Origin of the sequence: Woodsholea maritima DSM 17123 (assembly GCF_000382325.1) — a bacterium.
GTDB classification, from domain to species: Bacteria; Pseudomonadota; Alphaproteobacteria; order Caulobacterales; family Maricaulaceae; genus Woodsholea; species Woodsholea maritima.
In genome coordinates this window covers 219,618-244,871 of record NZ_KB908057.1, presented here as the reverse complement: position 1 = coordinate 244,871, position 25,254 = coordinate 219,618, and the positions used below count along the sequence as shown (strand labels likewise).

19 protein-coding genes are annotated in these 25,254 nt (G+C 56.0%); 10 read left to right on the top strand and 9 right to left on the bottom strand.

Annotated elements, in window-relative coordinates; genetic code table 11:
* The first annotated feature begins 26 nt into the window (after positions 1 to 26).
* Genes cobS through cobU form a run of 3 tightly spaced genes read left to right on the top strand, consistent with a single transcriptional unit; the run spans position 27 to position 1,828 of the window.
* The gene (gene cobS / locus H151_RS0106650; RefSeq protein ID WP_019960870.1) at positions 27 to 779 is read left to right on the top strand and encodes an adenosylcobinamide-GDP ribazoletransferase; all 753 of its coding nucleotides are present in this window, start codon (positions 27 to 29) and stop codon (positions 777 to 779) included.
* 12 nt (positions 780 to 791) lie between these two features.
* A complete protein-coding gene (locus H151_RS16960) occupies positions 792 to 1,310 on the top strand; it encodes a histidine phosphatase family protein (protein WP_169336722.1) in 519 nt (172 codons plus the stop codon).
* The gene (gene cobU / locus H151_RS0106640) at positions 1,307 to 1,828 is read left to right on the top strand and encodes a bifunctional adenosylcobinamide kinase/adenosylcobinamide-phosphate guanylyltransferase (protein ID WP_026353874.1); all 522 of its coding nucleotides are present in this window, start codon (positions 1,307 to 1,309) and stop codon (positions 1,826 to 1,828) included. The genes H151_RS16960 and cobU overlap by 4 nt, the downstream gene beginning before the upstream one ends.
* A gap of 9 nt (positions 1,829 to 1,837) precedes the next feature.
* Here the strand turns inward: cobU and H151_RS0106635 are convergent, their stop codons facing one another.
* The 4 genes from H151_RS0106635 to H151_RS0106620 all read right to left on the bottom strand — a co-directional run bounded on the left by H151_RS0106635 (position 1,838) and on the right by H151_RS0106620 (position 12,784).
* Positions 1,838 to 2,392, bottom strand: coding sequence for an SRPBCC family protein (locus H151_RS0106635; protein ID WP_019960867.1), 555 nt, complete (start codon positions 2,390 to 2,392; stop codon positions 1,838 to 1,840).
* An 83-nt stretch (positions 2,393 to 2,475) separates the two neighbouring features.
* Positions 2,476 to 4,575 carry a penicillin-binding protein 1C gene (gene pbpC / locus H151_RS0106630; protein ID WP_019960866.1) on the bottom strand — a complete coding sequence of 700 codons (2,100 nt, stop codon included), beginning with the start codon at positions 4,573 to 4,575 and terminating at the stop codon, positions 2,476 to 2,478.
* Positions 4,565 to 9,466, bottom strand: a complete 4,902-nt coding sequence (locus tag H151_RS0106625) for an alpha-2-macroglobulin family protein (protein WP_019960865.1) — start codon at positions 9,464 to 9,466, stop codon at positions 4,565 to 4,567. The genes pbpC and H151_RS0106625 overlap by 11 nt, the downstream gene beginning before the upstream one ends.
* A gap of 318 nt (positions 9,467 to 9,784) precedes the next feature.
* Complete coding sequence (locus H151_RS0106620; RefSeq protein WP_019960864.1) at positions 9,785 to 12,784, bottom strand: TonB-dependent receptor; 3,000 nt, start codon at positions 12,782 to 12,784, stop codon at positions 9,785 to 9,787.
* A gap of 159 nt (positions 12,785 to 12,943) precedes the next feature.
* On the opposite strand from H151_RS0106620, the gene H151_RS16955 reads away from it, so the two are divergent.
* Together H151_RS16955 and H151_RS0106610 are read left to right on the top strand one after the other, a co-directional pair.
* Positions 12,944 to 14,077 carry a sensor histidine kinase gene (locus H151_RS16955; RefSeq protein WP_083918468.1) on the top strand — a complete coding sequence of 378 codons (1,134 nt, stop codon included), beginning with the start codon at positions 12,944 to 12,946 and terminating at the stop codon, positions 14,075 to 14,077.
* Complete coding sequence (locus H151_RS0106610; protein WP_019960862.1) at positions 14,077 to 14,847, top strand: LytR/AlgR family response regulator transcription factor; 771 nt, start codon at positions 14,077 to 14,079, stop codon at positions 14,845 to 14,847. The genes H151_RS16955 and H151_RS0106610 overlap by 1 nt, the downstream gene beginning before the upstream one ends.
* A gap of 39 nt (positions 14,848 to 14,886) precedes the next feature.
* Here H151_RS0106610 and H151_RS0106605 read toward each other — a convergent pair whose 3' ends face one another.
* Complete coding sequence (locus H151_RS0106605; RefSeq protein ID WP_019960861.1) at positions 14,887 to 15,369, bottom strand: hypothetical protein; 483 nt, start codon at positions 15,367 to 15,369, stop codon at positions 14,887 to 14,889.
* A gap of 255 nt (positions 15,370 to 15,624) precedes the next feature.
* On the opposite strand from H151_RS0106605, the gene H151_RS0106600 reads away from it, so the two are divergent.
* From H151_RS0106600 to H151_RS0106590, 3 genes are read left to right on the top strand one after another with little or no spacing between them, the layout of a single operon-like run.
* The gene (locus H151_RS0106600; RefSeq protein WP_019960860.1) at positions 15,625 to 17,412 is read left to right on the top strand and encodes an N-acetylglutaminylglutamine amidotransferase; all 1,788 of its coding nucleotides are present in this window, start codon (positions 15,625 to 15,627) and stop codon (positions 17,410 to 17,412) included.
* Positions 17,409 to 19,205, top strand: a complete 1,797-nt coding sequence (ngg, locus tag H151_RS0106595; protein ID WP_019960859.1) for an N-acetylglutaminylglutamine synthetase — start codon at positions 17,409 to 17,411, stop codon at positions 19,203 to 19,205. Before H151_RS0106600 ends, ngg begins: the two co-directional genes overlap by 4 nt.
* Positions 19,198 to 20,322 carry an osmoprotectant NAGGN system M42 family peptidase gene (locus H151_RS0106590; protein ID WP_019960858.1) on the top strand — a complete coding sequence of 375 codons (1,125 nt, stop codon included), beginning with the start codon at positions 19,198 to 19,200 and terminating at the stop codon, positions 20,320 to 20,322. The genes ngg and H151_RS0106590 overlap by 8 nt, the downstream gene beginning before the upstream one ends.
* Positions 20,323 to 20,396: 74 nt before the next feature.
* On the opposite strand, the gene H151_RS17335 is transcribed toward H151_RS0106590, so the two are convergent.
* From H151_RS17335 to H151_RS15700, 4 genes are read right to left on the bottom strand one after another with little or no spacing between them, the layout of a single operon-like run.
* Complete coding sequence (locus H151_RS17335; RefSeq protein ID WP_083918466.1) at positions 20,397 to 20,534, bottom strand: entericidin A/B family lipoprotein; 138 nt, start codon at positions 20,532 to 20,534, stop codon at positions 20,397 to 20,399.
* Positions 20,535 to 20,573: 39 nt separating this feature from the next.
* On the bottom strand, positions 20,574 to 22,283 hold the full coding sequence (locus H151_RS0106580; protein ID WP_019960856.1) for a sensor histidine kinase: 1,710 nt from the start codon (positions 22,281 to 22,283) through the stop codon (positions 20,574 to 20,576).
* Between the two features lie 47 nt (positions 22,284 to 22,330).
* A complete protein-coding gene (locus H151_RS0106575) occupies positions 22,331 to 22,942 on the bottom strand; it encodes a sigma-70 family RNA polymerase sigma factor (RefSeq protein WP_019960855.1) in 612 nt (203 codons plus the stop codon).
* Between the two features lie 5 nt (positions 22,943 to 22,947).
* Positions 22,948 to 23,145, bottom strand: a complete 198-nt coding sequence (locus tag H151_RS15700; RefSeq protein ID WP_019960854.1) for a NepR family anti-sigma factor — start codon at positions 23,143 to 23,145, stop codon at positions 22,948 to 22,950.
* Positions 23,146 to 23,321: 176 nt separating this feature from the next.
* Between H151_RS15700 and H151_RS0106565 the strand changes: the two genes are divergently transcribed.
* Positions 23,322 to 24,125 carry a response regulator gene (locus H151_RS0106565; protein WP_019960853.1) on the top strand — a complete coding sequence of 268 codons (804 nt, stop codon included), beginning with the start codon at positions 23,322 to 23,324 and terminating at the stop codon, positions 24,123 to 24,125.
* Positions 24,126 to 24,460: 335 nt separating this feature from the next.
* The gene (locus H151_RS0106560) at positions 24,461 to 25,174 is read left to right on the top strand and encodes a PRC-barrel domain-containing protein (RefSeq protein ID WP_156823408.1); all 714 of its coding nucleotides are present in this window, start codon (positions 24,461 to 24,463) and stop codon (positions 25,172 to 25,174) included.
* Positions 25,175 to 25,254: the final 80 nt, after the last annotated feature.

Here is a 25,254-nt window from a genome sequence, read left to right as displayed (position 1 = left end):
GGCCAACACAGAGAAAGGTGCCCATAATGAGCCTGATGAGAAGCGAGCTTCGCCTTTATCTTTATGCGGTGCAATTTTTAACCCGCATTCCCGTGCCGTCCTGGGTCGGGCATCAGGCGAGCGATTTAAACGCCTGCGTGCGGTATTTCCCCTGGGTCGGGGCCAGTGTCGGTTTGATCGCCGGGGCGGTGTTTTGGCTGGCGCATCTGGTCCTTCCCGGTTTTGTCGCGGCGAGCCTGGCTGTCGCTTGCGCGATCCTCTTGACCGGTGGTTTCCATGAAGATGGTCTGGCCGATAGTTGGGATGGTCTGGGCGGCGGCGTCACTAAAGCGCGCGCGCTGGAGATTATGCGCGATAGCCGGGTCGGCACCTATGGCGCGCTGGCCCTGGGGCTCAGCCTGATTATCCGTATTGGTGCGCTGGCCAGCCTGCCGCCCGCCTTAGGCTGGGTCGCGCTGATCGTGACCCACGCCAGCGCACGCATGATCATCCCCAGCATCCTCCGCTTTTTCACCTATGCCCGCGCTGAGGGGCTCGCCAAGCCGGTGGCCGATGATATTGCCCGTCATATATGGATCTTTGCTGTGATCAGCGGGCTCGCCTTCGCCAGCTTCCTGGGGCTCTATGGCCTTCTCGCCTGCCTGATGGCGCATCTGGCCGGATGGGTCATGATCGGACTTTTTCAACGCAAGCTGGGCGGCTATACCGGCGATGGGCTGGGCGCGGTGGAGCAGGTCGGCGAGATGGCGGCTCTGATCACCTTGGCGGCGGTGATCTAAGCGATGTGGGTGATGCGCCATGCCCCGTTGAGCGGCGTAAAGGGGCTCTGCTATGGCCAGCTGGATCTACCCGCGGGGCCAGAGACCCCACGCCTGAGCGCACGCGCCAGTGACACAGCCCCTGAAGGTCTCAGCCAGATCATCACCAGTCCTCTAACGCGCTGCTACGTCATGGCTGATGCCTTGTCTCAACGGCTCGCCTTACCCCTACAGAGTGATGCGCGCTGGCAAGAATTGTCCTTTGGGCGCTGGGAAGGTCAACGCTGGGACCATATCGACCGGCGCGATAGCGATCCGTGGGCAGATAGTCCCCAGACCCAGGCGCCCCCGGGTGGAGAAACATTTCGCGACCTTCAAGCCCGCGTCTTGGCGGCTTATCAAGAGCTGTGCGCCCCGCAATCCAGCTTGATCGTCACCCATGCTGGCCCGGTAAGGGCGCTGTGGATGGCATTTTCGGGTTTAAGCTTTGAGGACGCCTTTGCCCGGCCGGTGCCCTATGGCCAATGGATCAAGATCGGAGCCGCCTTATGACCTCACCCCATCATATGCTGATCTTAGGCGGTGCACGTTCCGGCAAAAGTGCGCGCGGGCTCACCCTCGCCGCCGCCTATCGCGACAAGATTTTCATCGCCACCGCCGAAGCCCATGATGAAGAAATGGCCCAGCGCATTGCCCGCCACCAAGCCGAACGCGGGCTCGATTGGGATCTTCTGGAATGCCCTTTGGATTTAACCGACGCGCTGGCGGGACTGGATCATCCGGGCCGGGTCATTGTGGTGGATTGCGTGACCTTGTGGCTCTCGAATTTGATGTTCAAGGACCACGATGTGGAGGCGGAGATGGCCCGCCTATGCCAAAGCCTTCCTCACCGGCAAAGCGCGATCATCTTCATTTCCAATGAAGTGGGGCTGGGCCTGGTTCCCGAAACACCCTTGGGGCGCACTTTCCGTGATCATCAAGGACGCGCCAACCAAGCCCTGGCCGGGGCCTGCGACCATGTGGAATTTATCGCCGCAGGCTTGCCTTTGGTTTTGAAAACTAAAGCTTAGCCCTGAAGCTTAGTCAAAAGCCATACAGGGCGCATCCATGTCTAAATGGCACCCCGCCTCGACATAAACTTTCAAGCGCTCGGCGATGAAATGATGCCAGACCTGGGTCACCACACCGGCGGTGTCTTCATTGATTTCGCCATGCATGGACAGATTGACGGTGAACTGCGTGACACCATCGCTCTGCCCCGGCGCGAGCTGCCAAGTGCTGACCAGATCATAAGACCGCCCCGACAGCCCCAACGGCCCATGAAGGCGTAACAAGGTTGGGCGCTGGACATAGATCACATCGGCGTGGATCGCCCCATCGGTTTTACCCGCTTCAAACACTTCATAGAAATGCCCGCCGGGATGGGCCTCAATGACAATCTGGGCCGGATCAGTGGCAAAGCTATGATCCCACCAGGCGGTGACATCGCCGGTAGCAGCCTCGAACACCTCTTCGATGGGCGCGGCGATCTCCACAGTAAATGCGCTGCGATAGCCCTCCACCGGGACGCTTTCCAGCGCATAATCGGGGCCAGACATCGCTAAACCTAGCGCCAGCATCATGGTTACAGCCATCTTTTCCTCCCACAGATCTTCAAGTCAGTTTGTAGAAAAATCGGGCGCGCTTGGCGAGATAAAATTGACCGGTCAAAGATGATTTAAGACCCGCCGCGCCCTTTCAGACGGATGCGCGAGCGCGCGCTGCGCCCGGCCTCATCCACCACTTCCAGGGTATAGAAGCCCGGCCCCACCGGCTGCCAGATCGCATCGCCCAAACCATTGCCCGCAATCGGGGCGCCATCGACATACCAGCGCACGCGGCCTTGGGCCTGAGCGGAGAGGACGTAACTGCGATCGGCGCGGTCCAGCCACACCTCGGCCCCATCGGGGGGGAAGAGGATATGCGGGGCGGGATCGGCCTGAAAGCGTTGCAGGCTGCGCGGTGTCCAGTCTTGCTCTGGGCTAGCACTTTGTGCCCGGCTGAAGCCCGTCGGATCAAAGCGCGCGACGGCGTCAAACACCTCAAACAGGATGGGCAATGCCCCTTCACGCCCGGTAATGCCGGGCCTTGGGGCGCCATCGGCGCGCCCCGCCCAGACCACAACGCTATAGCCGCCCGCGACACCGGCGGCCCAGGCATCGCGATAGCCATAAGATGTCCCGGTTTTAAAGGCGATGTCGGGCGCATTTTGCGCCAAATGCGCAGGCATGCGCCCCGCAGGATGCGGCGCGGCGCGTAAGATATCCAAAATCTCACCGGCACTTTCGCCGCTTAATACCGCATAGCCGTGTTCAGGTCCGGCTTCATGCTCTAACCAGCGTAGGGGCTTGGCCTCACCGCCCTCGCCCAGCGCCGCATAAAGCACGCTTAGATCACGTGCCGTCATCCCCGCCCCGCCCAGCGCCACCGCCAGACCGGAATCTTCACCCGCCCCGGTCAAGCGCTGCGCACCCGCGCCCGCAAAGCTCAGCACGGTATTGAAGCGGTGCGCGCCGACGCCTTCTAAAACGCTGACCGCAGGCACGTTTAGCGAATGCTGCAAGGCCTCAGCGATGGTGACATCACCGCGAAAGCGTCGGTCGAAATTATCCGGGCGATAGCCCGCAAAGCGGCGTGGCAGATCGGCAATCCTTGTATTGCCCGCCGCCAGGCCATCATCGAAGGCCAGACCATAGATGAAGGGCTTCAATGTCGAACCGGGCGAGCGTTGACGATGGGTGAGATCAATCCAGCCCCCCGGCCGATCCCGGCCTGCAGACCCGATCAAAGCCCGCACCGCACGTGTGCGGGTTTCCACCACCATCACCGCGATCTGCACATCCTGATCCCCACGCGGCAGGGCGTTCGCGATCACGCTCTCAACACTCGCCTGCAGACGCGCATCCAGGGTGGAGACGCGATCTTGCCCGCGCTGATGCTGGTCCAATTGATATCCACGCACAAACTCCGCCCCATGCCAGGCCTTGGCCGGGAAGACCCGGCGCGTGGGCGCAGGATCATCGCGCGCATCCAGCGCCGCAGACGGCGAGGCCAGACCCGCGCTCGCCAAGCGCTCAAGCACGCGCGAGCGGGCCAGCTGCGCATTGGCGGGGCGCAAATCTGGACGGCGCGCTTCAGGCGATTGCGGCAGGGCAATCAACAGCGCAATGTCTTCTAAGGGCAGATCATTAGGCTCCTGCCCGAAATAGGCCCAGCTGGCCGCGCGCACCCCCTCCAGATTGCCGCCATAGGGGGCAAGGGTCAGATAAAGCTCTAGAATTTCATCCTTGGTCAGGCGATGTTCCAGCTGTACCGCGCGCAGCATTTCAATCAGCTTCGAGCCCAGATGGCGCGGGCGCGGCTCTAACAAGCGCGCGGTCTGCATGGTCAGGGTCGAGGCCCCAGAGACGATCCGTCCGGCCTTGGCGCTATCCAGGCTGGCGCGCAGCACGGCCACACCATCCACGCCGTGATGGCGGTAAAAGCGTTGATCCTCATACGCCAGCAAGGCTTCGATAAAATCGGGATCAATATCATCAAGATGGGCGGGCAGACGCCAACGACCCTCCTCCACCGGGAAGGCGCGCAAGACTTCGCCATGGCGATCACGCACCACATCCGACAGCCGCACCTGATCGAGCGGGGGCGGTAACAGGCGATCCAGCGCCCATAGCCCCCCTATCACGGTGAGGAGGAGCACGCTCAGCCCCAAAGCCCAGCGCGCTCTATAATCCCCGATAAAGACCCCCAGGGCGGGGGCCCAAACGTTATGGGGCAATGGCAATCTCGCTCACCTCTGTGCGGGCAAAGACATCTGGACGATACATATCCTCAGCATAGGCCGCTGGCAAGGTGAAGCGCCCCGGCGTGACCGCACGCACGACATAGGCCATGCGGATAGTCTGCTTGTTACGCAGCTCCATCGCGGCGACAAAACGATCATCGCGTTTTTCCACCGTCTGCGCCTGATCCAACGCGCCCAACCAGGCATAAACCCCGTTCGGGCCACCATCCGCAGGGGTCAAAATCGCCTCGATTTCAAACCCGGCCGGCAGCAGATCTTCGATGATCGCCGGTACCAAACGGTCTTCAGGGCTGGTCAATTCCAAGCGGATGATCACCCGCTCACCCTGACGCAATTCACCCCCGCTCAGCGCCTCACCTTGAGGACTGAAGAGAGTTTTCGACAAGGCGAGCCCTTGTTCCGCCGCCGCCGGTGTGTCGATGGGCGTACCCTGGCCCAGCGCTGAGACCCAGATCGGCAGATCACCGGTATTGGTAAGTGTGATCGCGCTTGGATCAACCTCAGCGCTCAAAACAACCGGCTCACCTGGACGCACACCCTCAATCCCTGAAAGGCTATAGCTCGGCACCGCTTGCCCGCCATTCATCGCCCAATAGGCCATGACGAGATAGGCTTTTTCCTGTGTAGTCAGGCGCGCAGACTCGGGCAGATCCTGGCCCACACGCTCGCTCAAGCGGCCCAGAAGCTCGCTCTGATGAGCCTCCGCAGCCAAAGCCGTCACCCCGGCGAGATCACGGCGCACGGTTTGATACCAATCGCCCGTATTGCTGTAGCCGATACGACTTTCCGCCAAGGCAAAGGCGCTATGGGCGCGCGATTGATCGCCCATCAAGGCCAGACCCGCCCCGATATGGGCCAGCGCCAGCGGGCTTTGAATACGGCGTAGACGCTCATCATGCAGATAGCGCAGGCGCGAGCGATCAGCCCGGCCTTCACGCGCCAACACATACAGCGCATAGGCCGCGCTGCGTTCGCGCAATTTGTCTGAACTGTCGTTAGACCCGCGCCAGCGATAGACATCCCAGTGATAGCCATAGAGCCGCCCGCTCTGTTCACGCGCGATCAAAGCCAGCGCCGTATAGGCCCGCTCCATCGCATCTTCGGGCACGCTGAAGCCGGCGGCCTGGGCACGGGCCAGAAAATCCGTGGCATAAACGCCTACCCACGGACTGGCGGCCCCATCGCCGACCCGCCATAGGCCGAACACGCCCTGGGCATCCTGGCGCGCCAACAAGGTGCTGATCGCGGTTTGGATTTGGGTGCGCACCTCGCCCGAACGGCGCGGATCATCTTCATACGCGCCTAATTGCCAGGCATAGAGCAGCGGGATCGCTTTACTTAAAGTCTGCTCGCTACAGCCATAGGGATAACGCGACAGCGAAGCCATCAAGGCTTGCCCGTCGAGCATGCTGGAGGAGACCGTAAGGGTCAAATCTGAACTGCCCGCTTCAAAAGATGTTAACAAGGCGCGATCACCCTGCCAGCTTTCGCCCGGCGCCAGCCGCGTGCGGGTCACTTCTGTGATCGGCAGATAGGCCGAGCGCACTTCGATAGGATAGCTATGCGCGACGCTATAACCTTCTGGTCCGGTGACCTCCAAAGTGACATCAGAGATCCCGATCTCCTGGCCGATAATCTCCAAACGGGTATCTTGACGCTCACCGGGCTCTAAGCTCACATTTGCCGACTGATCCGCGCGGGCCGCGCCTTCAGCGTTGAACTGGACCTGATACGCACCGGCGGGCCCTTCGACATTATCCAGGCTGATCGTGGCTTGGGCGACATCACCCGGTGCCAGGAAACGCGGCAAGATAGCTTCAGACGGCACCGCATCACGCACGGTCAAAGCCTGAGAGGCGGCCCCGACTTGGGTGCGCGACCAGGCCACGGCCATCAAGCGCAATTGACCATTAAAATCAGGAATATCCAACGCGATTTGCGCTTCACCCTGCGCGTTAAAGCGAACTGGGCCGGAATAGAGCGCGACGGTCTTGGTCGGCACCACACTCAGCCCTGCGCCCCCGATCTGGTCACCCCCGGTACGTACCGGTGCGGCTGCCCCCTGATTAGGATCCAGCAAGCGGCCATAATCATCATAAAGCGCCACATCCAGCGCCGTTTGACCCAGATACCAGGCCACCGGATCAGGACTTTGGAAGCGCGTGAGAGCCAAAATTCCTTCATCGACGGCGGCCAGAACGATCCAGGCTTCACCATAAGGTGCGTTTTGCGCCTCTACACTCACGCTTACCGATTGGCGTGGGCGCACAATCTCATCAACCTCTAAAGCGAGGTCCAGATTACGCGGTGCGGTATCAACCGGAACATAGCTGACCCCGACGGCGCGGCGCGGACGCGGTTGAGCGACCGGATCGCGCGGGGTAAAGACGCTGACCATGGCATAGGCCCCAGCGCCCCAACGCTCATCCACCTCGAAGCTGACCTCAGTACCGCCTTCAGGCACCACGACGGAGCGGGTTTCCAGAACCCGGTCGGTGGCAATCACCACTTCGGCAAGACCGGCATAGGGCGATTGCAAGCCCAAAGTCACGCTTTGGCCCACGGGCGTCGGGGCATCGGGCACCGAAACACGCACGCGGTCCGGGGCCTCAACCCCGCCATTGGCGCGCGCGCCCCAGCCAACCCAGAAGGTCTGGCTGGCTACCGCGCCGCCGTCGCTGAGACGCGCGACCAGTTCATAATCACCCCAATCGAGCTCCGGCAGGGTAATCGCCCCTTCACCGTTCTCAGCAAGGTTCACAATACCGGTTTCAATCGGCACGCGGTTCAAAGACCGCCGCCAGCGCCACTGACTGTCCCCATCGCGGTACCAGTCATAATCCCAATCCAAACGCACCAATTGCCAGTTGACCCGCGCGCCTTGGCCCTCACCCAGGCGGGTGATATTGACCACATCAAAGCGGGCTGCCTGATTGCGGGGGGCCCGACCTTCAAAGCCAGGCTTTAAACCCAGATAACTGTCGCGCGGACGATAGGGGATGCGCACATCATCACTGACGGCGCGCCCCCCCGGCTCCAGCGCGCTGATCACGACCCGCGCCCGCAAAGGATGGGACGAAGCGGTCAATTCACCTTGGGTGGTCAGGGCGAGCACAGCCTTACCCGCGCCATCGGTGGTGGCAGGATCAAGACTGCGGCTGACCTCTTGAACGTCATCATCATGGCGACCGAACTGATAGCCCCGATAATCCGGGAACGGATTAGGATCGGGCTCAAAGCGGACCCGCCCCTCAACGCTCAGACCTGCGCCCGGCGCGCCATATAGGAATTGAACATCGCTTTCGATGGCGCGCTCTTCGCGCGCCTGCAAGGGGCTTTCATCAACCGCGAGATCAAGTGAAATGCGTTGCGGAACAAAGTCCTCAACACTCAAAGCGGTGGAGGCCACGACGCCCAAACCATCGAGCTCAGCCACGATGCGCCATTCACCGCGCGCTGCGGTGCGTGACAGCGCCACATCCCAAAAGACCGCCCCGGCCGCTTCAGCACGCTCAAAGCGCTTGCGCGCCATTTCCAAGCCATTGGGGGCATAAAGGATCAAAGACCCGGCGCGATCCGAGATCGCCTGCGCCGCCGCATTACGCAGCAAAGTGCCGACATGAACACTTTCACCGGGACGATAGATTCCGCGATCCAGCCAGATGAACCCATCTGCGCCATCGGGGCGCTGACGCCCGCCTATGCCCTGCTCGCTAAGATCGACCGGATTACGCTCCAGATCCAAAATCGCGAAATCATTATCCGCGCCATAGCCCATCACCAGGCGTGGACGCATCGGACCGGTGCCGCGCATCAACGGCGCAGCAAAGCGCGCGCGACCTTCGCCATCGGTGCGCCCTTCGCCGAGAATTTCATTATTGGACGCCACCAATTGCACCCGCACATTGCGCACAGGCTGGGCGGTTTGCAGCGAACGCACAGATAGGTCGAGACCTTCTTCCCCGCGATAGGCGCTGAAAGCCAGATCGGTGATGATCAACCAGCGCATAGTGCGTGCAGGCTGTTCATACTCATCCGGTGAGGCTTCTTTATTCTGCGCCTCAATAAAATAAGCCCCAGGTTGTAGCGTGCCTAAAGTCTCTGCCAAGGGAAAGACGCTGGTCACAGGGGTGTTGGGCGCGCCGGTAATGTCCATCTCGCCCTGCCAGAGGACTTCTTTGACATCATTAGGGTTTTCCTCGCCATAGAGCCAACCCCATTCGCGCTCACCGGCCGTAAGGCCTTGCGAGACCGAGCGGAACACCAGCGCGCGATCATTGACCCGCGAGACGGTGATGGACAGCGTATCGACATTGACGGTTTCAAAGGCCAAGCCATCGGCATCCCGGCGCGGCAAGATCACACCATCGCCTGAAATGCCCACATAGGCCGGGCGCGTACCAAAGAAAAGCGAGACTGTTTCTTCACGCGCCAAAGCGCCATGATCGCTGCTGGGCAGGCCTTCGCGCAGGGCCAAGGTCGGCTCGGCACCGAACCCAAAACCGCCCAGGCACAAGTGCTGACCGTTCACACTAAAGGCCAGGCTATCTTTCGTATTCGTCGCGACATAGGCCGAATAATCTGCATTTGGATCAAGCGCATGGGAGAAGATCAGACAGACCTCTGGGTCGGCATTCGTCAAATTGACCTGATAGCGTTCAAAGACGAAATCACGCGGCGTTTCAGCTTCAGCGCGCGGGGCATTACTGGGCCGGGCCATCAAGCGCGGACCAGTGTCCTCTTGGGAGGTTCGCGCCGAAGACGATGAGCCCTCATTGGACTGCGTGCCGTCTTCTTGCGGCTGACAGCCCCACAGTAACACTGCACTTAAAAGGGCTAATGCTTTGAAATTTCCAACGGCCATGATACGCGACTCCCTATCCCATGGACGAGGGTTATACCGGTTAATCATGGCAAATACAGCTTCAGATTTTGAAAAATCGAAGACTTTTCATTTCAAGACCCGCTAAAAAAAGGCTTTAGGATGCGGTGCCACCCTAAAGCCCAAATTGAATATCCGATGTTATTGGGGAACGATCGGAGTTTTAGGCTTAAACGCTTGACAGCGTGAGCGCAGGCGCATTGCGATTAACGTGCGATTTTTGCGACAAGCTCTGCACGCAAAAGACAAAGGCCCGAACCCCAAGGTTCGAGCCTTTGCCCCAATCCCATGCCCTAAGGCTTAGAACGTCCAGTCAAAGCCCAAACGCACCAAGCGCGGAGCTTGATAGCTTAAAGGCTTACGATAATTCGGGCTGAGATCTGCGGTAGCATTCTCGCCGCGTTCCTGTGCGGTGGTCACACCAGACGCATTGAACACATTGAAAACGTCAGCGCGCAAAATCACATCGCCAGGCGTTTCGATGGGCAAGGTATAACGTGCAGACAGATCCAGATTATAGACCCAATCGGTTTCAAACGCGGTCCCGCGACGTACACCAATCGCGTTACAATAGCGCGAGAAGGCACCATAAGCCGCCGCATCCGGCTCTGTCGGGTGAACCCCTAAACAGCCATATTTACGCGGTGACATGACCGAGGCATTCGCCCCCAGCAACAGATCATCCGTGAACTGATAAGAGCCCCAGATCTTCAACTGGTGACGACGGTGATTGGGAAGATAGCCATATTGGTTATCCGCCAAGCCTACATGGTCATACAATGCAGTTGAACCGGCATCATCTTGACCATTGTCGGAAAGAATAGTGCCCTCATAATTGCCGGTAGAGGCCGACCATACATAAGAGACATTCATGCTCCACACGCCGTCAAAAGCACGATCTGCTGTCAGCTCCAGCGCGACATATTCACGCTCAGCTTCAGGCAAAGCAATGTCCCCCGCTGACAATGAAATCAGGCTACGCTCAGTCTGACCCGGTAGGGGATCACGCGTATAGACTTCAATATCCCGGCCAGGATTGAGCACCACATATTGGTGATCGCCATACCAAATGTCGCCGCAATCCGCGATGCCTTCACGCTCACAATACTTCAAGATGGCATGGTCAATCGCGACATCTTCAGACACATCGCCCAGCGAGCGATAAACACCGCGCGCGCCGATGGTCCAATCATCATTGATCTGGCTTTCCAGACCGATGACAAATTCATCTTCATAAGTGGCTTTCAGATCGAGCGAGGTTTTCGAAATCGCAGGCTCAACCTCACCCATACCATAAACGATACACCCATCGGCCACATTGTCGATAACGCCAGCCGGGCAATTCCCTGCGCCCAGTGAGGCAATATTGGAGTTCGACAGCGTCAAAGGCGCGCCATAGGTGAAAGCCCCAGTGTTCGCGTCAAAAGAGTTCAGCTCAAAGAATTGGAAAGTATAAAGATCCGCGCCGCGGAAGCTTAAGTTTGACGCAGGCGGAATGAAGTAACGCCCATAGCTACCATAAAGGCGGGTCATACCATCGCCATAGACATCATAGTTGAAGCCAAAACGAGGCCCCCAATTGTTATTGAGGTCGATCGGCACTTCACCGGCCAAGTTTTCAACAATGAAGTGATCATTACGAAGGCCTAGCTGCAGGTTCAAACGATCATTCACATCCCAAGAATCTTGGATGTAATAAGACTTGTTTTCACCTTCAACCGTACCACCCGCATTAAAGATGTTCGCACGGATCAACTCTGTTCCAACAGGGCGATCATAGCGCGCCGTGTTGGCACTGGTGACCTGGAAGGCACGCCAAGACACACCCCCCGTACGGGTCTGAAGGTGATTAAGGGTCGTCTTTTCATTGTCATAACCAAAACGAACATGGTGTTCGCCTAACAGATCAAAGAAGACATCACCGTCAATACGGTAGAATTTACGCTCTGTTGAATTGTTATCATTGTCAGAGCTGGTTTGTGGGCCCACACGGATTGCGGTGCCTGAGCGCGCATCTTGAATATAGGGCGTATCAGGATCGCTGGGCAGAACTGAGAAGCGATCTTTCATCACACCATAAGCCGCCGACAGGGTGAACCAATCGGTCAAGCTGCCCGTATATTTGGCAACATAGCTCTCACCCCCAAATAACTCATTCTCGCGCCCGGCTTCGCCACCGGTCTGGCGCGTGTCCCCATCAAAAGTATAGGAGACGATGTTATTCTCACGCGAGGTATCAAAATAGGTGAATTCCAGATGGTGATCATCGGTGATATACCCATCCAGCTTCACACCCCAGAACGGATCGTCTGACTTCGAAACCCGCGTGTCGGCAAAGATGAAAGAGGAATCACGCGTTTCTTCATCACGCAATTGATAAAGCCCATAGAAGAACAAACGGTCTTTAATGATCGGACCGCCCGCCTCCAAAGTCAGCTCGCTCAAAGAGCGCTCATCAAGCGTATTGGCATACTGATAAGTATCAGGCGAGGTATCAGACAGCGCATCCAACTCGAAATTACCATGCACACCAAAAGTAAACTCGTTTGAACCTGACTTGGTGACGGCATTGATCACACCGCCCGTAGCCCGGCCAAACTCAGCCGGATACCCACCGTTTTTCACTTCAACGGTCTGATAAAAGTCAAACGGCACAGTCGCGCCACCGACATAAGTGTCAAAATTGGTAATATTCAAGCCATTGACATAAAAAGCATTTTCAGCGGCCGAGGACCCACCGATCGCGGGTTGCTCAAAGTTTGGATCGCCCTCAACCACTGTCGGTGCCAAACCAGCAAGCGATTGAATATCGCGGCCAATCGGTAACTGACGTGTGATCTCAGCGACATCAATGTTGAGACCCGATGTGGTTTGGGCAAAGGACAGAGATTGTGAGGCTTGGCCCGTCACGACAATCGTTTCTGTCGCGCCAACAGGGGCCATCGTCACGGTATAATTGGCCAAACGCCCAACGATGACGGTGGCTTCGGTGTCAGAGCTTTCAAAGCCTTCAGCCACAATCGCAACCCGATAAGGGCCCGCAGGCAGCAAGGTCAGACGAAAACTACCGTTTTGATCCGAGCGGACGGTGCGAACGGCCCCTTGGCGCAAGGAAATAACGCTCACAGACGCATTGGCAATGGGCTGACCATCGGGTGAGACGACAGAACCGTCCAAGCCCCCTGTGGTATAATCTTGTGCACTGGCTGTAGCAGACAATACTGGCGTGACGGCCCCCGCAGCCAACACCGAGGCCAAGCCCACTGTCGTAGACAGAAGAACTTTCTTCAGCGATTTCATGGAATTTCCCCTTATTAACTTTTGATTTTTGACTGCAGGTCATCTGCAGCAGACCATCAGGGGTAACAGTCTGTTTTCACTCAGAACGCGCGCTTGCGACCACGCTGCTTGTGGCGCGTTGAGCGCGTCCAGCTTTGCGACAAATTTGCGGAATTTACGATGAAAGGGCCTACGCTTTTTGGGCACAATCGCTACACTGCCCCAATGATTACAAAATCAAGCCTATATCAAAACACAGCTTTTCTTCGCCTCTGCCTGATTGGCATGGGGCTATATTTCTTTATGTGGATTATTTTACTCTTCATGAGTTATTTGGGCTGGCGATCAGGCGTTGGGCCACTGCCTGATGGCTGGATCAGCTATCAAGTAGAGCAAGGCATTATTGGGGCAATCCTGGCTTTAGGCCATGTAATCCCCATTGCACGAAAGCAAAAATTCTGGGGCCCACTCTTAGGAGTCCTTGCAACCATCCTTGTACACAGCTTCATCTATGCCTTTTTTAATTTTAAAAGAGATGCCCATGCGATGAATGAGACTTATAGCCTCACATCGTTATTCTTCATGTCGATTGCAACTGTAGGCTGGGTACACGCATTTACCGCGCTCGGCCTATATTATACTCGCAGGGTTGAGGCGCATAGTGCAGATCTAACACGCGCCGCGAAATTGGAAGCTGACTTACATAGAAGTCAGCTCAATCACTTACAAGCCTCTCTCAATCCCCACTTTTTATTTAATGCCCTGAACACAGTCAGCGCCTTGATTGTTTTGGAGGAGAATAAAAAGGCCGATGAGGCCACGATTATTTTAGGCGACTTATTACGCCGAAGCCTTGCTTTAAATGACGAGCCTATGATTGAGCTCAAAGAAGAAATTGAGATCAGCAAGCTTTATCTGGATATGGAAAGCCTTAGATTTGCCGATCGGGTTAATATTCAATGGGATATTGACGACGCCTGCCTAGCCTACAAAGTTCCTAAATTCGCACTCCAGCCCTTACTCGAAAATGTGTTCAAACACAGCGTAAGACACAGTGCAAAAACTGTGCATCTCATCATCAAAGCGGAACCCCATCTACCATCTCACTTTACGCTATCCTTATGGAATAGCTTACCAGAGCGCACACCCGAGCAAGATAACCTTCGCATTCACACCGGGCTTGATAATGTAAACCAACGCTTGGCCCTGGTCTTTCGCGACCCCGTTCATTTCAACGCAGGCCCACATTTACGTGAAGGGATTTCCGGTTTTCTCGTCTCAGCGCGTCTTCCAACACATCAGGGGGTAACTTAATGCGCGTACTGATCGCAGAAGATGAACCGCTTTCACGTCGAAAAATCGAGCTGATCTTACAAAACCTGCCGCATATTAACATTGTTGCCAGCGTCGCTAATGGTGAAGAGGCTCTGGCTAAAATTCAAAAAACGCCCATTGATATTGCGGTCCTGGATATTGAAATGCCGCTGATGAATGGCATGAATCTGGCCGAGCATTTACGGGCAAACTTCCATAGTGAGGTTATTTTCGTGACCGCATTTGATCACTATGCTGTCAGCGCTTTTGATCTGGAAAGTGCCGATTATGTCCTCAAGCCCATCTCTAAAGAGCGCCTGATCACTGCGCTGGAGCGGGCACGAAAACGCCTCATCGCGCGCGCGCTGGATCGCACCCTCGATTATACAGGGCCGGGCTGGCATACCGCCCCCCTCCAAACTCAACCCAGCGAAGCCCATATCTATTGGGCGCAAACGACTAAGGGTCAGATCCGCGTCCCTGTCGACACCGTTATTCGCATAGAGGCTTGTAAAGATTACGCCTATTTGCATACCGGCACACGATCCTTAATGGTCCGTGAAACCATGGCCAATCTGGAAGATGAGTTTAAAGATCACGGCTTTATCCGCATCCACCGCTCGCACATCGTACAGATTGATCAAGTCGAAGCGGTGGAGAGCGATGGGCGGCGGCGTTTAGTGGTTATGAGTGACGGGGCGCAATTACCGCTGGGTCAAAGCTATCGCGAAAGCCTCGATCATAGCCTTCACAATGGCGCTGCATCATAACACAAAGAGCGCCCAGCGGGGCGCTCTTTCATTACCTGTCTAGGCGGCAACCTGCTCGGCAAACACCTCGACGGCATGGGCGCGCCCTTCTTTGGGCGAAGCGGCATAAAGCGTACCATGTATGGCCATGGCCACATCGGGGTGGTCTTTGACCTCAACCTTGGTCAGATCGGCGAGCACCTCAACGCTTTGAGCCAGCGCCATAACGGCCTTATCCGCCGCCAAAAACTTCTCAGCCAGTTCACGTGCGCTTTTCGCAACCTGCGCCGCGCTTTCAAGCAGCACCAGGCCCTCATACTGGGTGAGATCGACCTCTTCGACCAGATCAGACACGACGAAATTAATCTCTCCGCTGCCGGTATGCGTGCGCAAAATTCCACGATCCTGGGCAACCAGCGCCAAGCGAAAACCGTGATCGGCCAGCACGCGCGACGCCAGCTCCATATCGGCGACATTCAACTCAGGACCGGTCAGCGCAGCAATACGCCCTTTGCGGGCATGACGAGAGATATGACGAACCATAAAACCTCCTTTTAAAGGAACCTCCGTAAAAGCCCCTTGGGTGAAACATAAAAAATATTATAGTATTATATAGCGCGTTCTCAAAATTTTCAACCAACCCCCCTGAACTCACCCTGAGAATAAGAGAAAATTACAAATAACTGAATTTTTCTTGAAACCATTTTGCTCAGTTTCTATTTTGTGAATGTGGTTTTGCGCGCCACACTCCTTCAGATTCGATCTAAAATTACACTCTCAATACAGGAATAACAACATATGTGCGGAATCGCGGGCGAAATACGTTTTGATGGACAGTTTGCCGACGGGGCCAGTTTGGCCCGCATGGCCCAGACTTTAGCCCCGCGCGGCCCGGATGGATTTGGCGTTCACGCCCACAAGCATGTGGGCCTGGCCCATCGCCGCCTAAAAATCATTGATTTGAGCGAGTGTGGCCATCAGCCGATGGTGGATAACGCGCTGGGCCTTAGCCTGGTTTTCAATGGCTGTATTTATAATCACAAGGACCTACGCGCCGAGCTAGAGGCCAAGGGCTATAATTTCTTTTCCACCAGTGACACCGAAGTCATCTTGAAAGGTTTTCACGCCTGGGGCCTAGATGTCGTCAAAAAGCTCAATGGCATGTTTGCCTTTGCGATTGTGGAGCGTGAAAGCGGGCGTGTGACCCTGGCGCGTGACCGCTTAGGCATTAAGCCGCTTTATCTCTCACAGACTGACACGCGCTTGCGCTTTGCCTCGACCTTGCCGGCGCTGTTGGCGGGCGGGGATATGGATCGCGGCTTAGACCCGCGCGCGCTGCACCATTATTTCAGCTTCCATGCCGTCGTTCCGGCCCCGATGACCATCATGAAGGGGGTGCGCAAGCTGCCCCCGGCCAGCATCATGGTGATCGAGCCCGATGGACAAACCCGCAGCGCGCAATATTGGCAGCCCAGCTATAATACGCCCGAGGCCGATCGCCATCTGACCTTCGATGATTGGCGCGAACGCATTGAGGCGGCCCTGCGCCTGTCGGTCAAACGTCGTTTGATCGCGGATGTGCCCGTGGGGGTTTTGCTTTCAGGGGGGCTTGATAGCTCCCTCATCGTGGCGCTGTTGGCAGAGGCCGGGGCGAAAGACCTCAACACCTTCTCTATCGGGTTTGAAACCGTGGGCGAGGAAAAGGGCGATGAGTTTCAGTATTCGGACATTATCGCCCAGCGTTATGCCACCCAGCACCATAAGATCGAAGTCGACAGCACGCGCGCTTTGCCCGCTCTGCCCCATGTGATCGCATCCATGGCCGAGCCCATGACCAGCCATGATTGCGTGGGCTTTTACCTGCTCTCAGAAGAAGTCTCCAAACATGTCAAGGTCGTGCAATCCGGTCAGGGCGCGGACGAAGCCTTTGGCGGCTATCACTGGTATCCACCGATGAAAGGGGCGAACGATCCCCTAAAAGCCTATCACGCGGCCTTCTTTGATCGCCCTCACACGCAAATGCATGAGGTGCTCTATCCCGATTGGATCAGCGAGGATTATTCGCGCGCCTTTGTAGAGCAACATTTCGCCCATGAAGGCGCTGATGATCCCATTGATAAGGCGCTGCGCCTGGATAGTCATATCATGCTGGTCGATGACCCGGTTAAGCGCGTCGATAATATGACCATGGCTTGGGGCCTGGAAGCGCGCGTCCCCTTCTTGGACCATGAAGTTATCGAGCTTGCCGCGCAATGTCCGGCTGATTTCCATCTGCGCGAAGACGGAAAGGGCCTCTTAAAGGCCATCGCCCGCGATATTTTACCCCATGAGGTCATCGACCGGCCCAAGGGCTATTTCCCTGTTCCCGCTTTGAAATATCTGCGAGGGCCGTATCTGGACATGGTCCGTGACAGCGTCACCAGCCAGGCTTTCCGTGATCGAGGACTCGTCAAACCGGCGTATATTGATAAACTTCTAGATGATCCAGAAGCCCATATCACGCCGCTGCGTGGGTCTAAGCTCTGGCAAATCGGGGTGCTCTCGCTGTGGCTGGAGGCCCATGATCAAGAAGGCAGCTTGCCATGACCCAGGTCGGACAACGCCCCGTGACGAAAGCTCTGCAACACCGCCTGAAGCGTAAGCGCGAACAATCCATGTTGCCCAAACAGGATGAACGCGCCTCGCCCCTTAACGCCCAGGAAGGGTTCAGCCGTAATGCGGATCTCGATTGCGGCTGGGGCCATCTTTTGTTTGCGCCCACCTTTGATGATCCACAAAGCCTGATTGATATCCTGCTGAATGAAGCCCCGGATCGGCGCGATATCGCCTTTTATGTGCGTGACCCCCATGTCCTCTTGGCGCTGGCCCCGCAGGATGTGTTTTTAGATCCCTCCCACACCTATCGCTTGGATTTATCAACCTTTCGCGCGGTGGCTGATCCGCCGCGCACTTTTACTGTGCGCAGGCTGTGCAGCGAAGCTGATGCCCATGCGGTCAACCGCATCTATGCGGCCTGTGGTATGGTGTCCGTCGATCCGGCGTTTTTCTGGTCAAAGCGCGATCATCGTGCGCGGATCTATCTGGTCGCGGAAGATAATAAAACTGGCGAAATTATCGGCTCGGTCACCGGGATCGACCATGCGCGCGCCTTTGGCGACCCCGAACATGGCTCATCACTATGGTGCTTGGCCGTCGATCAGCGCGCCAGTCACGCCAAAATCGGTGAGGCTTTGACCCGCCACCTCGCCGGACAGATGGCGGCGCGCGGATGCAATTATGTTGACCTGTCCGTGATCCATGACAATGAATCGGCCATACGCCTGTATGAGCGCTTAGGCTTTGAGCGCATCCCATTTTTTACGGTGAAGCGCAAAAATCCGATCAATGAAAAACTCTTCACTGGAAAGCCGCTCGAGACCGGGCTTAATCCCTATGCGCGCATTATCGTGGATGAAGCGCGACGGCGCGGCATTTCGGTCGATGTGCTGGACGCGCCGGGCGGATTTTTTCGCCTCTCCCATGGCGGGCGTTCCATCGTATGCCGGGAATCCCTGACCGAGCTGACCTCTGCCGTCGCGATGAGCCGCTGTGATGATAAGCAAGTCACCCGCCGCCTGATGCGCGAAATTGGCCTTCCTGTGCCAGAAGGCGTGAAGGGCGATGATGAAGCGGGTGCGCTCGACCTCCTCCACCGGGCTGGATCCGTGGTGGTCAAGCCCGCACGCGGGGAGCAGGGCCGGGGTGTCTGCGTGGATATTCGCAGCGAAGCGGATTTAACCCAGGCGATTGATGCGGCCAAAACCTTATGCCCGGAAGTGATCGTTGAAACCTTCATGCCGGGTGAGGATTTACGCGTTCTGGTGATTGGCGGGGCGATCGTCGCCGCGGCGCTGCGCAAACGTCCGCGCATTCAAGGCAATGGAGAGGATACAATCCGCACTTTGATCGAAGGGCTAAGCCGCCGGCGCGCCGCCGCCACGGATGGGGAATCGCGTATTCCCTTAGATGGAGAAACCGAACGCTGCGTCAAAGCGGGCGGCTATCACCTTGATGACATTCTGCCTGCCGGGGAAAGCCTGGAGGTGCGCCGCACGGCCAATCTTCACACCGGCGGCACCTTGCATGATGTGACCCAGATCCTGCACGCGGACATTCGCGCCGCATCCCTGGCCGCGGCCGAAGCCCTGGGCATGCCGGTCGTCGGCCTGGATTACATCGTCAAAGCGCCCGAGGATAACGCCTTCATCTTCATTGAAGCCAATGAACGCCCGGGCCTAGCCAATCACGAGCCGCAACCGGTTGTGGAGCGTTTTCTAGACCTTCTCTTCCCGCAAACCCTGCGCCTAGACCCCCACCAAGGAGGCCTTGCCCATGCCTGAGTTAAAGCTCGACATCGCTTATTTAAAAGACACCTTGGCGCATATCTTGGCCATCCCCAGCCCTAGCGGGTATACCGATGAAATCGCGCGCTGGTGCGGTGAAGAATTAGGCCGTTTGGGCATAGATTATGAGCTGACCCGGCGCGGCGCGATCCGCTCTCGCCTGCCCGGCGCAAAAGAACAGCCCGCGCGGGCCATCATCTCCCACCTCGATACCTTAGGGGCCCAAGTCGCCTTCATCAAAGCCAATGGCCGCCTGGCCCTGGCCCCAATTGGCCATTGGTCAGCACGCTTTGCTGAAGGTGCCAGATGTACGCTTTATACCGAGCGTGGCAGTTATCGCGGCTCCATCCTGCCGCTTAAAGCCTCCGGCCATGTCTATAACAAGGAAATCGACACCCAGCCTGTGGCCTGGACCCAGGTAGAGCTGCGCATCGATGCCGATGCCGACAATGCCCACGCGGTCGAAAATCTGGGTATTGCGGTAGGCGATTTCATTTCCATTGATCCGATGACGGAGTTTTTGGACAATGGCTTCATCGTCTCGCGTCATCTTGATGACAAGGGCGGGGTCGCGGCCATGCTGGCGGCGCTTAAAGCCTTAAAAGACAGCCGCGCCGCGCTGCCCGTTGATACGCTTTTCCTGTTCTCGATTTCTGAAGAAGTTGGCGTTGGTGCCTCCTCCATCCTGACCCATGACGTCGCGTCTTTGATCGCCGTGGATAATGGCGCTGTCGCGCCGGGCCAAAACTCCAAAGAAACTGGGGTCACCATTGGCATGGCCGACATGACCGGGCCGTTTGATTATCACCTGACCCATAAGCTGATTGATCTGGCCAAACGCCATGACATTCAGTTTCAGCGCGATGTGTTTCGCTATTATCGCTCCGACAATGCTTCGGCCGTGGAAGGCGGCGCAGATGTGCGCACCGCCCTTGTAACCTTCGGCATTGATGCTTCGCACGGATATGAGCGCGTGCATGAACACGCCCTGATCAGCGTCGCCAAGCTGTTGATGGCCTATGCCCAAAGCCCTGTGGAAATCACTCGCGATGCAGAACCGGTCGGCGATTTAGAAGGCTTCACCGAACAACCCACAGAACCCGCCAAGCAATAATCAAAATAAGTTAACCACTAAAAAGGCCCTCTCAAATTTGAGAGGGCCTTTTTAATAATCACAGTGTAAGGAACTTAGTTCTTTGCATCACGCGCAGAATCTTCGATGGCATCACCCGCATGTTCAATATCACGACCTGCACCTTCAATCGTGTTACAAGCGGTCAGAGCAAAAGCAAAAACACTAATCACAGCCATAATAGCGTATTTCATTGTCGTCCTCCATTACAAGACCTCTTAATAACGTCGAACCTAGAATTCAGTTCCCTCAATAACAGACGGATCAGGAATTTTTAAAGACACAACTGTACCACCCTCATCACCGTTATAGCGTTCAAACACTCCACCCAATTGGGTCGAGAAGGCGCGCATCAAGGACGTCCCTGTGCCATTACTGATGCTTTCAGGCAGACCCACGCCATCGTCTTGAATACAGATTTCCAGCATACCCCCCTCCAAGCGGCGCAGATTGACCAGGATATGACCCTGTTCGCGGCCCTCAAACGCATATTTGAAGGCATTGGTCATGGCTTCAGTAATGAAGAGCGCGGTCGGCACCGATTGATCCGGCTCAAAGCAAACATCTTCGCTGCGCACCTCCACCGACACGGAAAGATCCACAACCCGGGTCACCTCCTTCATATGGCGCACCAATTGCTCCAAGAAGGGTTTCATATGAACGACGCGCAGATCATCGGATTCATAAAGCGTACGGTGCACTAAGGCCAAGGCATTGATCCGCCCGCGCGCCTCCATCAAAACTGTGCGCCCTTCAGAATCTTTCAACCGGCCAATTTGCACATTCAACAGGCTGATGATGACCTGAAGATTGTTTTTCACCCGGTGGTGAATTTCCTTCAGCAAAGCCCCGCGCTGTTCGGCGAGATTTTGCAGCTCATTTGTATACTCCTCCAAGGAGGACGCCATAGAGGAGAGGGTGTCGGCCAGCTCTTGCACCTCAGCAGGCGCTTTCTGGGCGCGATAAGGCGAGAGACCTAAGCGCCCGGCTCCATAGAGTTTGGCGATCCGGCGCAGATAAGTCAGCCAGCGCAGGACGAAATAATCAACCGCCAAACCGACGCAAATCAGGGCCAAAATCCACATCATCACCGGCACTAAAACTGTGCCAACGATGTCAAACCCCGTCCAGTTGGGACCAAGCAGGCCCGGCGCAAATAAGACAAGATGAATATCGCCATCCACCAAAGGTGCGATCAATAAGGTCTCACCCGACATAACCGTATCATCGGTAATCACCACCGGGCGCGCTAAATCATTTGCGCGCTGTAAGGCTTCCGCTGGCAGCGCGGAAATTTTCCCGGCCCGTTCGCTATTGGCCTGAAAAATGAGATTGGCTTCCCCATCGCTGAGCGCGATTTCAGTGCCGCGAGGCAAAAAGTCGGTACGCAGCAAACTCAAGGCCTGGCGAATGTCGACCGCGACGACAACGGCGCCAGCAAATTCACCCTCATCAACGATCCGGCGCGCCGCAATCATCACTGGGCGATGGGAAATCCGGCCAAAGAACACTTCACTGAAAACCACATCTTCGCCGCCTCTCAGGCGCGCAAACCAGGGCGAGTCCGCGACATTGACCGCATCATTACCGGGCAAAGCCGAACACAAAACCCGTCCAGCATGATCAATGGTCGCGGCATTGGAATAGACTTTTTGCCCCGCCGTAATCGCCAGCAAGGCTTCATCACACCAATCGGCATTAAAAAGATGTTTTTCCGGTTGCGCGGCGAGGGCGCTAATCGCACCCACGCTTTGCTCTAAAACCGCTTCGAAACTGCGTGAGGCCGTGGCCCCCACCGCATACAGACGATCGGTTTGCTCGCGCTGTTCTTCACGAAATTCTATCACGCCTTGCGCGATCGAAAGAATGACTAATGGGCTGAGACTTAAGGCCAGAACGGCGATCAGCTGCAGCCGGAGGCGTAAGCTTGATCGTCTCACCATCCCCCACCCCTTACATAAGATATAAACACAGCCCAAGGGCTGGAAATTTAGGCAATCTCGCGCTTACCCGACAAGGTCTCGACATCACGCACCATAGTTTCAAGCGCATCAAAAGCGGTGATGCCATCTTCACCCGCGGCGTGCTTTGGCCGGCGCTGTAAGATGTCCGCCAAGGCGGTGCGTGCACGGCTGACCCGGCTTTTCACCGTACCCACGGCGCAGCCACAGATCTCAGCGGCTTCTTCATAAGAAAAACCCCCGGCACCGACCAGCATCAAGGCTTCGCGCTGATCCTCGCTTAGCTCTTTAATCGCGCGGCGCACATCATCAAGGTCCATCACCCCATCCAGGTCCAGCCCGCTAGAAAGCGTCTGCTTGGCCTTTTCTTCATCCAATTGCACCTGGCGCCAGGCCCGGCGGCGATCGGAATAGAATTGGTTGCGGATAATCGTGAACACCCAGGCTTTAAAATTCGAACCCGAGGCAAATTGCTGACGACGATCCCAGGCGCGCAACATGGCATCTTGGGCCAAATCATCGGCACTGGCCTTTTCACCCGTCAAACCGCGCGCAAACGCACGCATATAGGGAATCGCCTCTGACAATAGATCGCGAAATTCATTGTCAGGCAGACTTTGTTTTTCTGTCTTGTCCGACATCGGATCTATCCGTTATTACGTTTTTGGGCTTGATCAAGCTGATCAAGAAGCTGAGAAAAAGCGTCAGGCACGCCTTCCTCTACAACGTCATTATAAAAGTCACGGATGCGACGTCCGATGACTTCTTGACGCTGCTTGACCTGGGAAGGATCTTGGCCTTCTACCTCGGTGCGGCTGTCGAGCTGTTGTTTAGATCTTGGCATATCGATATTTCTGGAGCCTTTTTAGGAAATACCACGCTTACTTTATGGGTAAGCACACCCCTCATAAACGCACGTTTTTGGATCGGGTTCCATTTTTATGCAGTCCATTGGGAACCGATTGCCTATCTTAGGCGTAGAGTATTTAGAGTTCTTCAAATCCGAGGTCACAGTTTCGAATGCCCTTTTCTGAATCCTTAAAACCTCACATCCCTTATTTGCGTCGTTATGCCCGGATCCTGACCGGCTCTCAGCGCTCTGGGGATGCGTTCGTTCGCGCCGCCTTAGAGGCCGCCATTGCCGGGGAAGCCGAGCTTAATCGTGACTTGACCCCGCAAGTGGCGCTTTATCAACTGTTTCACACGACCTGGGCCCATATCGGTCCACATTTGAGCGAAGATGCCCCAGACGATATGGACATCAGCGCCCATGCCAGTCGCTTGGCCAAAGTCACGCCCGTTGCGCGCCAAGCTCTGCTCTTGACTGCCGTGGAAGGCTTCTCCGCTCTAGAAGCGGCGACTATTTTGCGCACCACCAAAGAAGAGGTTGATGGCTTATTGATGAAAGCACAATCCTCCATCGACAATGCCCTCGCCACCGATGTGCTCATCATTGAAGATGAACCTATTATCGCGCTCGATATCCAGGCTATTGTCGAAAACAATGGTCACAATGTCGTCGGCGTTGCGCGCACGCACACAGAAGCCGTTGAAAAAGCCAAAGCCAAAAAGCCCGGTCTGGTCCTGGCTGATATCCAGCTGGCCGATGGCAGCTCTGGCATTGATGCCGTCAAGGAAATCCTTGAGCAGTACAATGTTCCCGTCATCTTCATTACCGCCTATCCAGAGCGTTTATTGACCGGGGAACGCCCAGAACCGACTTACCTCATCACCAAACCCTTCATGCCGGAAACCGTCTCGGCCACCATGGCCCAGGCATTGTTTTTTGCCGAAGGCCTGACACAAGAAGCGCAACCGGCTTAAGTCACTCTTCTCATAATAATAAAAAACCCTCTCGATCGAGAGGGTTTTTTAATGTCCGCCTCATGACGGGAGAATTGATACAATTAATAAGGCCAATGAGGCAGAGAAAACCAGGCCAAACAAAGCCACCTGAATAGATGAAGTTTTCTGTTTCATCTTATTATTCCTTCTCTTGCGTTGACCTCCCCAACCCTTCCATGAGAAAAAGTACATAACAAACGTCACTATAAGTGTTTTAGTTCCATATGAAATGAGAATATATTTCTTGGAACGTCTTAGCGTCTCTCTCGTTGTATAGCTGTATCCACTTCGGGTGCTAGAAAAAGGAGAGAGTTATGAAAAAGTCTCTATTAGCGTCTAGCCTTATGATTGCCCTGGGCGCGATTTCTGCCCCAGCCCTGGCTGCAAACACTCTTGGCATCCAGGATGAGGTTATGACCCAGTCTCACTCTGAGACCCAGGCCCAACACGTCAAAGCCAGCAAGCTGCTAGATGCTGAGCTCGCTTATTCAGACGGCACTTTGCCGATCACCGATTTGCGTTTGAAGCAAAATGGTGAAGTTGACGCCTTGATCGTCAGCTATGGCGGTTTCTTTGGCTTGTTCGGTGAAGAAATTGCCCTTGAAAACATCGCCGCCCGCATCGAGCCCCAAGGCGATGACATCATTGTACGCGCTGAGATGTTGACCGAAGCCGATTTCGAAACCGCCACAGATAATGATGGCTGGCGTCCCGTCGGCTTAGACCTTGATAACGACAAGGATGGCGATGCGCTTTACTACAGCACCCTGGAAGGGGCCGCTGTGAAAAACGCTGCAGATGAAACCGTCGCTGTTGTTACCGATCTTTATCTGAGCACCGATGGCACCATCACCGGTGTTGAGGTTGCCAGCAACCGTTTCAGCGCTTTGACCGGTGAAAAAGCCGAAATGGCGTTTAGCGATATCAACATGACTTATGGTCAAGACGAAGGCTGGTCCTTTACGACGACAAAAACCAAAGCCGATCTGGGCTTTGAAGCGGACCTCGACGAGAGTGCCGGTCAGTAGTCTGATTTAAGGCTTCCATGACGCCTGAAGCGAAGAACCCGGTCTTTTGGACCGGGTTTTTTGCATTTACTATTACTCTA